This window comes from Methylosinus sp. (assembly GCF_036560965.1).
GTDB lineage: Bacteria > Pseudomonadota > Alphaproteobacteria > Rhizobiales > Beijerinckiaceae > Methylosinus.
This window is the reverse complement of record NZ_DATBQF010000008.1, coordinates 159,805-172,164: the sequence shown is the minus strand read 5'-3', so window position 1 is coordinate 172,164 and position 12,360 is coordinate 159,805. Positions and strand designations below refer to the sequence as shown.

The window sequence follows — 12,360 nt, the reverse complement described above, 5'->3', positions numbered from 1 at the left end:
CGCCGCTCCAGCGTCAATGTCTGCGATGCGCTGGCATATAAGGCCGCAAGCCTCGGTATGTAGAGGCGCCGGCCCCCGCGCCGTCATGGTGAATCAAAATTAACCATTGCGCCCTTAAGCTCCGCAACCATTGCAAGTCGGATGGGACGAATTTCAATGCGCTTTCACGTCGGCCGAAGTTTTCACGCGGATGGAGCCAGGGACCGGAAAACCGCGCCCCGAACCGCGACCGATATCGTCTTCGCGGCGCGATCCGCCGCCCAGACCGACGAGCCCGGCTCGCCGCGCAAAGCGCCGATGACGCGCATCGTCTTCGTCGCGACGGCGCTGGCGGCTCCGCTGATCGGCGCGCGGATCTATGTCGATGCGACGAGGACCGAGCCCACCGCCATCGCCGCCCAGGAGGCGGCGCAGGAGGCCTTGCAGGAGTCGGTGCAGACCGCGGCGCGAGAATCGGCCCCCGCCACGCAGGCAGCGCCCGCGATCCGGCAGGCCGAGCTGCCTCCGGCCAAGGCGGAACACGGGGAGGTCGATTTGACGGCGACCGGCTCGACGCCGACGTCTCGCCTGGAGGTGGCGCGTCCGACGTCGCCCCCCGCCAAGGGACGGCGAACGACGAAAGGCGTCAGCCGTTCGGCCACAGAAATTTCGAGAAACCGGGAATCGTATCGGTGATCGTCTGCAGCTTGGGGCGGCCGACCGCCTGCTCGGCGAGCACGAAGACCGCTTTGGCCAGCGTCTGCAATTGCGCGGCCGAGAGCCCCATGCTGGTCAGCCGCGAGGTCAGCTCGATCACGTCTTTTTGATTTTTCCCCGCCAGAGCCCCCAGGCCGCCGAGCGCCAGTCCGAGCAGCCCACGGCGCGGGGCGGCGCGCGCCGCCTCGACTGTCTCACGCCCGCCGGGCACGCGCGCGATCAGCTCCCCGCCGATAGCGGCGTCGCGCGTTTCCAGAAACGCGAAAATATGGCCGATCGCGAGACGGGCCGTCGGCGTCGAAATGCCGACGAAATTGCCGATAGATGCGGCTATCTCCTCCATTTGCCCTCCGACTCGGAGAATAGGCGAGAACGGCGCGCGCTTCTAGAGCGCGTCCGGCCGAAACCATGACAATCGCGAGCCCCTCGAAGGCGGCGCATGACGGTTCGTCATGGCTCCGCGATCGCGCGAGACGATCCGACGCGTGATCGCACGACGCGTCTCGATCGAACCGCAGGCGGGACGCCGAGCAGGCCTGTCCCGCGCCGCAGGCCCGCGATCAGGGCTCGTGCTCGAGAAGATCGGGAATGCGCTTGGCGAGGCTGCGCATCACGCTGTCCGCGCCTTTGAGCATGATGTCGTAGAGCACGTCGGAAGAGGGGTCGGTCGAGATCCCCTCCTGGACGAAGTGGAAATGCGTGCCGCCATCGGGCAGCGCCGCGATCGTCCAGGTGACGACCACCTCCATGTAATGACCGAAGCCCTTGAGCTCCTCATGGCCGCCCTTCCATCGGAAGCTCAGCTTCTCGTTGGGGACGACCTCGACCACCTTGCACTGGAACTCGCCGTCCCAACGCTCGATCGGGCGGCTCCAAATGGTGAAGGAATGTCCGACCTCGGGCCGGATGTCGTTCGGGAAAAACCAAACGGCGAGCCATTCCGAATCGGTCATGGCGCGCCAGACTGCGTCGACCGGATGCTCGAAGTCCTTCTCGGTCGTGATGGTTCGCGTCTCGGGCACGGCTGTCGCTCCTGTTTCAGATTTAGAAGCAACATCCCTGCCAGGGCGCCCCTTTCGGCGCCGCGTCGGGAGCGTCGCCGGTCAGGCCGGCGCGCGCGCCGCCCTCGCCGGCCCGAGGTCGACCTGGATCTCCTCGCCCTCGACCCGCAGCTCGTAGGGATGCAGGGCGTTGCGGACCAGATGCGTCACGCATTTGCCGTTCACGCCGTCGAAGCCCCAATTGTGATAATTGCAGAGCACTGTCTTGCCGTCGAAGGCGGCTTCGTCCAGCGGCATGTCGGCATGTGGACAGCGGCCGCGAAAGGCCTTGAGCTCGCCGCCCGTCGGCCAGACCAGGAGCACGCTTTTGCGGCCCGCCTGAAAGAGGCCCATAGCCCCTTCGCTCACGGCGCCGGTGTTACAGATAAAGGTGAACGCCATCGGGATCGCCCTCTAGATAAGAAGCTGCCCGCGGCGACACGCAAGTTGTGGACCAGAGGCCGTCCGACCTCGGCGGCTCCGCGCTCTCCCGGATGGGCGCCGTCCGGCCTCGGACCGATGCCGGAAGCTCCCGGACGAGCCGAGATCGCGCGGAGACCGACAGGCGCTATGCGTGGCGTCGGCGCTCGGCGTGCTCGATCAGCAGCAGAAGATTTTCGAGTATGAGAACCGAGGTCAGAGGCCCGACGCCTCCGGGGACCGGCGTGAGACGAATATCCAGATCTTCCAGCGCCGCAGCGTCCACATCCCCCGCGAGCTTTCCGTCGATGAAGCCGATCCCGGCGTCGATGACGAGCTGTCCTCGCGAAAAATACTCGCGTCCGAAGAAATGCGGACGGCCCGTCGCCACGAAGACGATGTCGGCCGCGCGCGAGAATTTTGGAATGTCCGGCGTCGCCGAATGGCAGATGGCGACAGTCGCGCCGGCGTTGACCAGCATATTCGCGAGCGGCTTGCCGACCGTGCGTCCGCGACCGATGACGACGACGCTCTTGCCGAGGATCGGCCCCTGCGATTCCGCGAGCGCAATGCAGGCGCGCGGCGTCGCGGGCGCAATGAAGCGCTGATGCGGTCCATGCTGCAGCAAGGCGCCGAGATTGCCGACCGAGAGCCCGTCGGCGTCCTTATTCGCCGGAATGAGATTGGTCACGTCGATCTCGTCGAACGTGGGCTTCGACGACATGACGACAATGACGCCGTCGATATCGGCGCGCGCGCATAAATCGCGCATTCGCATTTCGATTTCCGCATAGGAGCCCGCATGAGAGAGATCGACGGCCTCGAAAGCGGCGCCGACTTCCTCGGCATGCTTGCGCTTGGCGGCGACATAGCTCGAGGCCGCCGGATCGGCCGAGCACACGACGGCCGCGAGCTTGGGGGTGACGCCGCGCGCCTTCAGCGCGCCGATCGCATCGACGAGCGCCGCCTTGCGGACGGCGACGATTTCTTTGCTGTAGATTTTCTGCATTCGGGCGCCTTCTCGCTTCGCTTCCGCCGCTCGAGCGCATGCGGCGCGGCTATGAATCCCGTCTCGGCTATAGACCCGAAGCGAAATCGTCTATCCGCGGCTTTTGGACGCGGTCATGACCGTGGTCTCCACATCGCGTCGACCGTCGAATCTCGCCGCTCCTCCTCCAATCGAGGGATATCGGGGCACAGTGATTGCGTTAGCATCGCCCGTATCGAGCGCACGTTCCATTTTGAATTGGAACGGCCCCGCGTCCGCGTAAAAATATTGCGTAAAAACAAATAATTGAGAGTCTTGCGTTCTGGAGCTCTCGACCACCGCGCCAAAACGACACAGATGAAATCCACGATGAGCAAGAAAACCGATCCATCGCATGAACAGGAGCGCGCGAGACGGCGCCAGCTCCCCTCCCCTTCCGCCGACCGGACCGAACAATCGCCGATCGGCGAGCCGTTGGCGGATAAGCTGCGCCATGTTCGGGCGATCCTTCGCGCAGTCGAAGAGTCGCGCGAGCAGAATCTGACGACGAAGCGGCTTTTCGAGCCGACGGCGATCGACTGTCTCAAGCAATTGGTCGAGGCGCTCGATCGAGCGGAAGGCGTCGAAGCCGCCCTCGGCGATGCGCGCACGATTCTGAAGACCGCCGGAATGGGCTGAAGCGCCAGATTCGCCGGGCCGACGCATGTCGGCTCGGCGTCTCTCGCGAAAGCGCGTCAAGCCGCACGGCGCAAGACTTCCGGCGAAACGCTCCGATCGTTGAACCCGGCCGCGCGAGAAACGCGGCCGGGGCCCGATCTATCTGACGAAGAGCTGCGAATTGAACAGCGTGTAGGCGGCGACGGCGAAGACGACCATCGCGAAGGCGATGGTGAGCTGGCCTGTCTTCTTCGACAGGCGCCGCGCCAGTGCGGCGCCCATCATCGTCCCTACGGCGCCGCTGACGATGATGACGATCGCGAGCAGCCAATCGATGAGGCCGGAGAGCGCGTAAGTGACCGCCGTCGTCAGGCCGAAGACGGTGACGGCGACGAGCGACGTGCCGACCGCGTTGATCATCGGCATTCCCGTCGAGCCGACGAGTCCGGGCACGACGAGCACGCCGCCGCCTATGCCGAAAAAGCCGGAGAACAATCCGGTGACGAGTCCGAAGGAGGCGACGCGCGGCGCCCGCTCCACCGTGCATTCGACGGCGGCGTCGCCGGCGGCGCCGCGGCCGCGCAGCATCATCACGCCGGTCACGATCATCGCCAGCGCGAAGAGGAACAACAGACGCTGCCCATCGAAGCTCTTGCCGATCGTCGAGCCGACCATGGCGCCGAACATTCCCGCGGCGGCGTAGATGCCGCCGCAGCGCCATTTCACCGAGCCGCTGCGCGCATGGTTCCACAGGCTGAAGGCCGCATTGACGGCGACGGCGAATGCGCTGGTGCCGATCGCGACATGCGGGTCCTTCACGCCGACGACATAGACCAGCAGCGGCACGGCGAGCACCGAGCCGCCGCCGCCGATGAGGCCGAGCGTGAAGCCGATCGCCGCCCCGCAGCCGGCGCCGATCAGATATTGAACGAGCTCTAAATGCACCTGCGCCTCGTCATTCTGCGGGCTGCTGCGCGCATTTTTCGATCATATGCGGCTTGCACAGCCATTCCTGGCCCTTGAGCATGGCGCGCCAATAGATCGGCGGCAGCAGACGCTCCTTCAGGAACCAGGCGGCGCGCGACGGCCGCGTTCCGTCGATCAGCCATTTGGGGAAGCTCGGCAGCAGCCTGCCGCCATAGCCGAATTCGGCGAGCACGATCTTGCCGCGCTCCACGGTGAGCGGACAGGAGCCATAGCCGTCATAGCCGACATGCGGCGCCTTGCCGTCGAGCACGGAGAGCACATTGATGGCGACGACCGGCGCCTGCTTGCGCGCGGCGGCGGCTGTCTTGGCGTTGGTCGTCGCGACGGCGTCGCCGAGCGCGAAGACATTGCCGTAGCGCGTGTGGCGCAATGTTTCGGGATCGACGGCGATGAAGCCGGTCTCGCCGGCGAGCGGACTGTTGGCGACGAAATCCGGCGCGCGCTGCGGCGGCACGGCGTGCAGCATGGCGAAATCGCGCTCGACGCGCGTGACGACGCCGTCCGGCCCCTTCTGCTCGAAGGTGGCGATCTTCGCGCGTCCGTCGACGCCGACGAGCTTCGACTCGAGGCGCAGCTCTATGCCATAGAGCTTCACATATTCCATCAGCGCCGGCACATAGGCCGGCACGCCGAACAGCACGGCGCCGGCGTTGTGGAACTCGACCTCGATATTCGAGAGCGCGCCGGCCCGTCGCCAGGAGTCGCAGGAGAGATACATGGCCTTTTGCGGCGCGCCGGCGCATTTGATCGGCACGGGCGGCTGCGTGAATAGCGCGCGGCCGCCGCGCAGCGTCTGCGCGAGGAAATGCGTGTAGGGAGCGAGATCGGCGCGGTAATTGGAGGTGACGCCATTTCTGCCGAGCGTCTCGACGAGGCCCGGAATGGCGTCCCAATCGAGCTTTATGCCCGGCGAGGCGACGAGCGCGCGATAGCGCAGCCGCGAGCCGTCGTCGAGAACGACCTCATCGGACAAGGGCGCGAATTCGGCGACGGATTTCTTGATCCAGACGGCCTTGTCCGGCATCACCGAGGCCATCGGACGCCGCGTCGCCTCGGGCGTGAAAACGCCGGCGCCGACGAGCGTGAAGCCCGGCTGATAGTAATGCACCTCGGCCGGCTCGACGATGGCGACGGAGAGCGAGGGCCGGCGCTTCAACAGGCTCGCCGCCGCTGCGATCCCGCCGCTGCCGCCGCCGACGATCACCACGTCATAGGAGCCCGGACCGCGGTCTGCGGCCGGCGCGCCGCCGCGCGCGACGATGCGCGCCGTCCACGGCTCGAGATCGACTCCCGCCGCTTTCGCCGCGGCGAGAACCGTCTCGGCGCCGAGCGGCATGGCCTGAGACAGGGCCCATAGCGCGCTCGCGCGCCTCCCGCTCTTGCAATAGCCGAGCGCGGGTCCGCCGGCGGTCGCCAGAGCGCCGGCGAAATCGGCGACGGCGCCCTCATGAATGTCGCTCGGCGTCACCGGCACATGCTTCGCCGAGAGACCATGCTTGACGGCCCATTCGGCGACGTCGCGGAAATTCGGCTGGCCCGGCTCTTCATCGTCGGGACGACAGTCGATGACGAGGCGAAACCCCTCGCGCGCGGCGCGCTCGACATCGGCCTCGGAAATCTGCGGCGAAGCGGAGAAAGCGGACGATAATTTCGTGAAGCTCATGACGGATCGTTCCTCTTTTTTGTTCGCTTTTTTGGGTGTGCTTGTCGGCGCTCAGCTCTTCTGCCCGAGCGTTTCGGTCGTCATTCGAAAAGCGGATTTCAGATGTCTCTGCGCGGCATGGCGTTGCAGAACCATTCCGAGCGCCATAGCGGCGACGAAGGGCGCGGCCTCGAGAGGCGCGATGGCGAGATCGGCGAGCGCGGGACCGGGACAGAGCCCGGCGGTTCCCCATCCGAGGCCGAAGATCGCCGCGCCCACGACGAGGCGCGCGTCGATCGGCGCGGTCGGCGGCAGATCGAAGCTCTCGGCGGCGAGCGGCCGCTCGAGGCGTCGCGCGATGCGCCAGGCGACAGCCATCGGCGCGAGCGCGCCGATCATCACGAAGGCGAGCGTCGGATCGAAAGCGCCGAACACATCGAGAAAGCCGCGCACGCGCGCCGGGTCCGCCATTCCGGACACGGCGAGGCCGAGGCCGAATAAAGCGCCGCTGACGAGGCCGAGCAGAGTGGAGCCGATCACCATGTGAGTCCCGCCGCATTCATCGCCGCGACAGTCGCCGCCGCGACGCTCATGAAGACCGCCGTCGCGACGAGCGAGCGTTTCGAGAGGCGCGAGAGGCCGCAGACGCCATGCCCGCTGGTGCAGCCGGAGCCGAGCCGCGCGCCGAAGCCGACGAGGAGGCCGCCGACGAGCAGCGCCGCCATCGGCGGAAAGCGCGTCTCGATCGGCCCCGCCAGCGCGGCGGCGAGGGCCGCGCCGAGCGGCAGAGCGAGGATGAAGCCGGCCGCGAGCCCATCCGGCCCGCAGGCCTTGGTCACGCCGATCACGCGGGCGAAGAGGCCGCTGACGCCGGCGATGCGCCCGGCGCCGAGCAGCATGATCGACGCGCTCGCGCCGATCATCAGCCCGCCGGCGAGACCCTGCGCCATGGAGGCCGCGAGCGTCATCAGAAGACGTCCAGCGGGAGCTTCAGATAGCGCGCGCCATTGTCCTCCGGCGGCGGCAGACGTCCGCCGCGCACATTGACCTGCACCGAGGGCAGGATCAGATGCGGCAGATCGAGCGTTGCGTCGCGATGCGTGCGCATCTCGACGAATGCGTCTTCCGCGACGCCGTCATGCACATGGACATTGCCGCTGCGCTGCGCGCCGATCGTCGTCTCCCAGGCGTAGACGTCGCGGCCCGGCGCTTTGTAGTCGTGGCAGAGAAAGAGCCGCGTCGCCTCGGGCAGCGCCATCAGCCGGCGGATGGAGCGATAGAGCGCGCGCGCGTCGCCGCCGGGGAAGTCGGCGCGCGCCGTGCCATAGTCGGGCATGAACAAAGTGTCGCCGACAAAGGCCGCGTCGCCGATCACATAGGCGACATCGGCGGGCGTATGGCCGGGCACATGCAGCACGATCGCCGGAAGCTCGCCGATCGAGAATGTTTCGCCATCGTCGAACAAATGATCGAACTGCGAGCCGTCGCGGGCGAATTCGGCGCCGAAATTGAAGACCTTGCCGAAGACGGCCTGAACCGTCGCGATCTCGCGGCCGATGGCGAGCCTGCCGCCGAGCTTGCCCTGGAGATAGGGCGCGGCGGAGAGGTGATCGGCATGGGCGTGCGTCTCCAGCAGCCAGTCGATCGTCAGACTTTCATGTTTCACGTAATCGACGATTTCATCCGCGCCCCGGGTCGAGGTGCGGCCGGAGGCGGCGTCGAAATTCAGCACGCTGTCGACGATCGCGCCGCGGCGCGTCGCGGGATCATAAACGACGTGGGTGGCGGTAAATGTGGGCTCGTCGAAGAAGGTGCGGACCTGAACCCGCGGCCGTTCGGCGGCGGCGAGGACCTGTTCCCTGGCGCGCTCGAGCGCTGCATCTTTCATGGGCGACCTCCTTTATATTCATAATTACATAATCTATGTAATCATATAAGATCATTGTGTCAAGCAGCGAATGAGTGCAGATGGAAGCCATGGAAAAAGAACCGATTCCGGCTCCGACGGCGGGCGCGCGGGCGCTGCGCCTCGGCGATGTCGCGCCCGTCTTTCAGGCGCGTTCGACAATGGGGGACGTGCGGCTCGATCAATTCCGCGGGCGCTGGCTGATCTTCTTCTCGCATCCGGCGGATTTCACGCCGGTCTGCAGCAGCGAGTTCGTCGCCCTCGCCCGCGCCGCCCCGCAATTCGAGGCGATCGGCTGCGCGCTGCTCGGACTTTCGGTGGACAGCCTCTATTCCCATCTCGCCTGGGTGCGGGCGATCAGGGATTTGTTCGGCGTCACCGTCCCCTTCCCCATCGTCGAGGACCCGACGATGACGATCGGCCGCGCCTATGGAATGTTGGACGAGTCCGCCCGAGATTCCTCTGCGATGCGCGCCACCTATTACATCGACCCGCAGGGCGTCGTGCGGGCGCTCACCTGGTATCCGCTGACGGTCGGGCGTTCGGTGGAGGAAATGCTGCGTCTCGCGACCGCATTGCAGAAGGCCGCTTCCGGCGATGTGATGACGCCGGAGGGCTGGACGCCGGGCGCCGATCTTCTGCTGCCGCCGACCAGCGACGCAGCCGCGGCGCTCGCCCCCGGCGCGACGAACAGCTGGTTCTATCGCACTTGTCCTGATCCGAGCTTCCGAGATCCGAATCGAAAAGACAAATGACCGCCATCTACGAATCGCGCGAACGCGCCGCCGAAGCCGCCGAAAGGCTGAAGATTTTCGCGCAGCCGCAGCGGCTGATGATCCTGTCCTATCTGCTCGCCGGCGAGCATACGGTCGGCGAGATCGAGGCTGCGACGGCGATTCAGCAGCCGGCGCTGAGCCAGCAGCTCGCCGAGCTGCGCCGCGCCGAGCTGGTCGAGACGCGCCGCGCCGCCAAGCAGGTCTATTACCGCCTCGCCGATGCGAAGGTGACGCTCTGCGTCAAATGCGTCGAGGCGATTTTCGAAGGCGCCGCCGATCCCCAAGGCGCTCTCGCCGAAGCGCTGCGCCCGCCGCAGGCCGAGCCGGAGGCGCCGGGCCAGGCCGGCGCGGCGGCCTTCGCCAAGATCGTCTAGCAATGGCCGGGGCGCCGCCCGCACCTCGACGCACGGCCCTCGATGGTGTTAAATCCTATTGCGCATGATTGAGAGGAACGATGCGGAGCACCCAGCAATTCAGCGTGACGCTGCCGACCGAAATGGCGCAAATGGTCAAGGCGAAGGTGTCGTCGGGAGAATATGCGAGCGAAAGCGAAGTCATCCGCGACGGGCTGCGCGCCTTGCTGGCCCGCGACCGCGCGGTGGAGAATTGGCTACGGCACGAGGTCGCGCCGAGCTTTGACAGGATGAAGAGCGATCCCTCACATGGGCGATCCGCCGCCGATGTGCGCGCGGCGCTCGCGGCCGAGCATGAGCAGGCGACGAAGACTCGGTGATGGCGTCCCACCGCGTCATTTTCGCCCCCGAAGCGGAGGCGCAGCTCGTCGCCATCTATCGCTGGATCGCCGAGAGGTCGTCGCCGACGGTCGCCGAACGTTTCACCGGAGCGATCGTCGATTATTGCGAAAAGCTCCAAAGCTTTCCCGAGCGCGGAACATGTCGCGACGATTTACGGCCCGGGCTGCGGACGATCGGCTTTCGTCGGCGCGTGACGCTCGCATTTGCGGTCGAAGCCGGCGTCGTGACCATCCTCGGTGTTTTTTACGGCGGGCAGGATTTTGACGCTTCGCTGCCGATCGACGAGGACTGAAGCGCGATCAACGCCGCGACAGCGCATCCTCGCATCCCGCCCGCTTTCCATGATAATCATGAGACCATGACGAAAGCCGCCGAACCTCCGATCGCAGCCAAGCCGCTGTTCTCCTACCGCAAGCATTGGGCGCATCGCTTCGGCGTCGCGCCTTTTCTGCCCATGTCGCGGGCGGAGATGGAGGCGCTCGGCTGGGACAGCTGCGATGTGATCCTCGTCACCGGCGACGCCTATATCGATCATCCGAGCTTCGGCATGGCCATCATCGGCCGCCTGCTCGAGGCGCAGGGCTTTCGCGTCGGGATCATCGCCCAGCCGGACTGGCGCGACGCCTCCGCCTTCCGCGCGCTGGGCAAGCCCAACCTCTTCTTCGGCGTCACCAGCGGCAATATGGATTCGATGGTGAACCGCTACACCTCCGACCGGCGGCTGCGGCACAACGACTCCTACACGCCCGGCGGCGAAGGCGGCAAAAGGCCGGATCGTTCCGTCATCGTCTACGCGCAACGCTGCCGCGAGGCGTTTCCCGAGGCGCCGATCGTGCTCGGCGGCATAGAGGCCTCGCTGCGGCGCATCGCCCATTATGATTATTGGTCCGACAAGCTGCGGCGCTCGATCCTCTTCGACGCCAAGGCCGATCTTCTGCTCTATGGCAACGCCGAGCGCGCGCTGGTCGAGGTCGCGCATCGCATCGCCAAGCGCGGCGTCGCGCAGGATTTCGCCGATGTCCGCGGCGTCGCCTTCTCGCGCGACGCGACGCCGGAAGGCTGGATCGAGGCCTCGGCCGAGGACTTGGACGCCGCCGACGAGGGCCGCATCCGCAAGGATGCGCAGAGCGAGAACGTCGTCATCCGCCTGCCCGCTTTCGAGCAAGTGTCGAGCGATCCCGAATCCTACGCGCGCGCCTCGCGCGTGCTGCACCGGGAGAGCAATCCCGGCAACGCCCGACCGCTGACGCAGCGGCACGGAACGCGCGACATTTGGCTCACCGCGCCACCCATTCCGCTGACGACGCCCGAGATGGACAGCGTCTATGACCTGCCCTTCGCGCGCGCGCCGCACCCCTCCTACGCCGATGCGAAAATCCCCGCCTGGGAAATGATCCGCCATTCGGTGACGATCATGCGCGGCTGCTTCGGCGGCTGCTCCTTCTGCTCGATCACCGAGCATGAGGGCCGCATCATCCAATCGCGCTCGGAAGATTCGATCCTCAAGGAGATCGAGACGATCCGCGACAAGACCGAAGGTTTCACCGGCGTCATCTCCGACATTGGCGGACCGACCGCCAATATGTATCGCATGGCCTGCAAGGACCGCGAGACGGAGGCGCTGTGCCGGCGGCCCGCCTGCGTCTACCCCGACATCTGCAAGAATCTCGACACGAGCCATGACGCGCTGATCCAGCTCTATCGCAAGGCGCGCGCGCTGCCGGGCGTGAAGAAGGTGATGGTGGCGTCCGGCGTGCGCTATGATCTCGCGGTCAAGAGCCCGGCCTATGTGCGCGAGCTCGTCGAGCATCATGTCGGCGGCTATCTGAAGATCGCGCCCGAGCATACGGAGAGCGGCCCGCTCGCCAAGATGATGAAGCCCGGCATAGGCTCCTATGACCGTTTCAAGCGCCTGTTCGACGCCGCGGCGCAGGCGGCCAAGAAGCAATATTTCCTCATCCCCTATTTCATCGCCGCCCATCCGGGCACCAGCGACGAAGATATGATGAATCTGGCGCTATGGCTGAAGAAGAACGGCTATCGGGCCGATCAGGTGCAGACCTATCTGCCCTCGCCCATGGCGCTGTCGACGGCCATGTATCACTCGGGCTTCAATCCGCTGAAGCCGGTGCGACGCGGCGCGTCGGAGCCGGTCGAGGCGGTGAAGGGCCTGCGCCAGCGCCGCCTGCACAAGGCCTTTCTGCGCTATCACGACGCCGAGAACTGGCCCATTCTGCGCGAGGCGCTGAAGGCGATGGGCCGCGCCGATCTCATCGGCCCCGGCAAGCATCATCTGGTGCCGGGCTGGCAGCCGGCGGGGACCGGCAAGGCCGGCGAAGGCCGCCGCACGGGCCAGACCGGCGCACGGCCGCAATCACGGGAATTCCGAACGAACGGACTGCGCTCGCGGAGCTCGTAGAAATTTCGAGAGCCGGGCGCGCCCCTCCCCCGCTGCGGGAGAGGGAGCAGGCTCCGCCCGTCATCGCAACGTCG

General features: G+C 66.3%; 16 protein-coding genes. 6 read left to right on the top strand and 10 right to left on the bottom strand.

Annotated elements, in window-relative coordinates:
* The first annotated feature begins 156 nt into the window (after positions 1-156).
* On the top strand, positions 157-675 hold the full coding sequence (locus tag VIF40_RS02255; RefSeq protein ID WP_331935896.1) for a hypothetical protein: 519 nt from the start codon (positions 157-159) through the stop codon (positions 673-675).
* Here the strand turns inward: VIF40_RS02255 and VIF40_RS02250 are convergent.
* From VIF40_RS02250 to VIF40_RS02205, 10 genes are all read right to left on the bottom strand, one after another.
* Positions 626-1,039, bottom strand: a complete 414-nt coding sequence (locus tag VIF40_RS02250) for a DUF2267 domain-containing protein (protein WP_331935895.1) — start codon at positions 1,037-1,039, stop codon at positions 626-628. The genes VIF40_RS02255 and VIF40_RS02250 overlap by 50 nt on opposite strands.
* A 217-nt stretch (positions 1,040-1,256) precedes the next feature.
* Positions 1,257-1,718 (bottom strand): SRPBCC domain-containing protein, encoded by a 462-nt coding sequence (locus VIF40_RS02245; protein WP_331935894.1) that lies wholly within the window; start codon positions 1,716-1,718, stop codon positions 1,257-1,259.
* An 81-nt stretch (positions 1,719-1,799) separates the two neighbouring features.
* A complete protein-coding gene (locus tag VIF40_RS02240; RefSeq protein ID WP_331935893.1) occupies positions 1,800-2,138 on the bottom strand; it encodes a Rieske 2Fe-2S domain-containing protein in 339 nt (112 codons plus the stop codon).
* A gap of 166 nt (positions 2,139-2,304) precedes the next feature.
* The gene (locus VIF40_RS02235) at positions 2,305-3,165 is read right to left on the bottom strand and encodes a bifunctional 5,10-methylenetetrahydrofolate dehydrogenase/5,10-methenyltetrahydrofolate cyclohydrolase (protein ID WP_331935892.1); all 861 of its coding nucleotides are present in this window, start codon (positions 3,163-3,165) and stop codon (positions 2,305-2,307) included.
* A 90-nt stretch (positions 3,166-3,255) separates the two neighbouring features.
* Entirely contained in the window at positions 3,256-3,849 is a 594-nt protein-coding gene (locus VIF40_RS02230) for a hypothetical protein (RefSeq protein WP_331935891.1), read from the bottom strand.
* Between the two features lie 111 nt (positions 3,850-3,960).
* Entirely contained in the window at positions 3,961-4,746 is a 786-nt protein-coding gene (locus VIF40_RS02225) for a sulfite exporter TauE/SafE family protein (RefSeq protein WP_331935890.1), read from the bottom strand.
* Between the two features lie 10 nt (positions 4,747-4,756).
* Positions 4,757-6,451 carry a TIGR01244 family sulfur transferase gene (locus tag VIF40_RS02220; protein WP_331935889.1) on the bottom strand — a complete coding sequence of 565 codons (1,695 nt, stop codon included), beginning with the start codon at positions 6,449-6,451 and terminating at the stop codon, positions 4,757-4,759.
* 51 nt (positions 6,452-6,502) lie between these two features.
* Complete coding sequence (locus VIF40_RS02215; RefSeq protein ID WP_331935888.1) at positions 6,503-6,973, bottom strand: DUF6691 family protein; 471 nt, start codon at positions 6,971-6,973, stop codon at positions 6,503-6,505.
* Entirely contained in the window at positions 6,967-7,398 is a 432-nt protein-coding gene (locus VIF40_RS02210) for a YeeE/YedE family protein (RefSeq protein WP_331935887.1), read from the bottom strand. Before VIF40_RS02210 ends, VIF40_RS02215 begins: the two co-directional genes overlap by 7 nt.
* Positions 7,398-8,318, bottom strand: a complete 921-nt coding sequence (locus tag VIF40_RS02205; RefSeq protein ID WP_331935886.1) for an MBL fold metallo-hydrolase — start codon at positions 8,316-8,318, stop codon at positions 7,398-7,400. Before VIF40_RS02205 ends, VIF40_RS02210 begins: the two co-directional genes overlap by 1 nt.
* An 89-nt stretch (positions 8,319-8,407) precedes the next feature.
* Between VIF40_RS02205 and VIF40_RS02200 the strand changes: the two genes are divergently transcribed.
* The 5 genes from VIF40_RS02200 to VIF40_RS02180 all read left to right on the top strand — a co-directional run bounded on the left by VIF40_RS02200 (position 8,408) and on the right by VIF40_RS02180 (position 12,286).
* Positions 8,408-9,091, top strand: coding sequence for a peroxiredoxin (locus tag VIF40_RS02200; protein WP_331935885.1), 684 nt, complete (start codon positions 8,408-8,410; stop codon positions 9,089-9,091).
* On the top strand, positions 9,088-9,486 hold the full coding sequence (locus VIF40_RS02195; RefSeq protein ID WP_331935884.1) for a metalloregulator ArsR/SmtB family transcription factor: 399 nt from the start codon (positions 9,088-9,090) through the stop codon (positions 9,484-9,486). The genes VIF40_RS02200 and VIF40_RS02195 overlap by 4 nt, the downstream gene beginning before the upstream one ends.
* A gap of 80 nt (positions 9,487-9,566) precedes the next feature.
* Complete coding sequence (locus tag VIF40_RS02190) at positions 9,567-9,845, top strand: type II toxin-antitoxin system ParD family antitoxin (protein ID WP_331935883.1); 279 nt, start codon at positions 9,567-9,569, stop codon at positions 9,843-9,845.
* Positions 9,845-10,159: a type II toxin-antitoxin system RelE/ParE family toxin gene (locus VIF40_RS02185; protein ID WP_331935882.1), complete on the top strand. Its 315-nt coding sequence runs from the start codon at positions 9,845-9,847 to the stop codon at positions 10,157-10,159. The genes VIF40_RS02190 and VIF40_RS02185 overlap by 1 nt, the downstream gene beginning before the upstream one ends.
* Positions 10,160-10,225: 66 nt before the next feature.
* Positions 10,226-12,286 carry a YgiQ family radical SAM protein gene (locus VIF40_RS02180; RefSeq protein ID WP_331935881.1) on the top strand — a complete coding sequence of 687 codons (2,061 nt, stop codon included), beginning with the start codon at positions 10,226-10,228 and terminating at the stop codon, positions 12,284-12,286.
* Positions 12,287-12,360: the final 74 nt, after the last annotated feature.

Bases quoted from the DNA above. Each gene is read 5' to 3' on its own strand.
- VIF40_RS02255 (WP_331935896.1), top strand. From the start codon at position 157: ATGCGCTTTCACGTCGGCCGAAGTTTTCACGCGGATGGAGCCAGGGAC.
- VIF40_RS02250 (WP_331935895.1), bottom strand. From the start codon at position 1,039: ATGGAGGAGATAGCCGCATCTATCGGCAATTTCGTCGGCATTTCGACG.
- VIF40_RS02240 (WP_331935893.1), bottom strand. From the start codon at position 2,138: ATGGCGTTCACCTTTATCTGTAACACCGGCGCCGTGAGCGAAGGGGCT.
- VIF40_RS02235 (WP_331935892.1), bottom strand. From the start codon at position 3,165: ATGCAGAAAATCTACAGCAAAGAAATCGTCGCCGTCCGCAAGGCGGCG.
- VIF40_RS02230 (WP_331935891.1), bottom strand. From the start codon at position 3,849: ATGCGTCGGCCCGGCGAATCTGGCGCTTCAGCCCATTCCGGCGGTCTT.
- VIF40_RS02220 (WP_331935889.1), bottom strand. From the start codon at position 6,451: ATGAGCTTCACGAAATTATCGTCCGCTTTCTCCGCTTCGCCGCAGATT.
- VIF40_RS02215 (WP_331935888.1), bottom strand. From the start codon at position 6,973: ATGGTGATCGGCTCCACTCTGCTCGGCCTCGTCAGCGGCGCTTTATTC.
- VIF40_RS02210 (WP_331935887.1), bottom strand. From the start codon at position 7,398: ATGACGCTCGCGGCCTCCATGGCGCAGGGTCTCGCCGGCGGGCTGATG.
- VIF40_RS02205 (WP_331935886.1), bottom strand. From the start codon at position 8,318: ATGAAAGATGCAGCGCTCGAGCGCGCCAGGGAACAGGTCCTCGCCGCC.
- VIF40_RS02200 (WP_331935885.1), top strand. From the start codon at position 8,408: ATGGAAAAAGAACCGATTCCGGCTCCGACGGCGGGCGCGCGGGCGCTG.
- VIF40_RS02195 (WP_331935884.1), top strand. From the start codon at position 9,088: ATGACCGCCATCTACGAATCGCGCGAACGCGCCGCCGAAGCCGCCGAA.
- VIF40_RS02190 (WP_331935883.1), top strand. From the start codon at position 9,567: ATGCGGAGCACCCAGCAATTCAGCGTGACGCTGCCGACCGAAATGGCG.
- VIF40_RS02185 (WP_331935882.1), top strand. From the start codon at position 9,845: ATGGCGTCCCACCGCGTCATTTTCGCCCCCGAAGCGGAGGCGCAGCTC.
- VIF40_RS02180 (WP_331935881.1), top strand. From the start codon at position 10,226: ATGACGAAAGCCGCCGAACCTCCGATCGCAGCCAAGCCGCTGTTCTCC.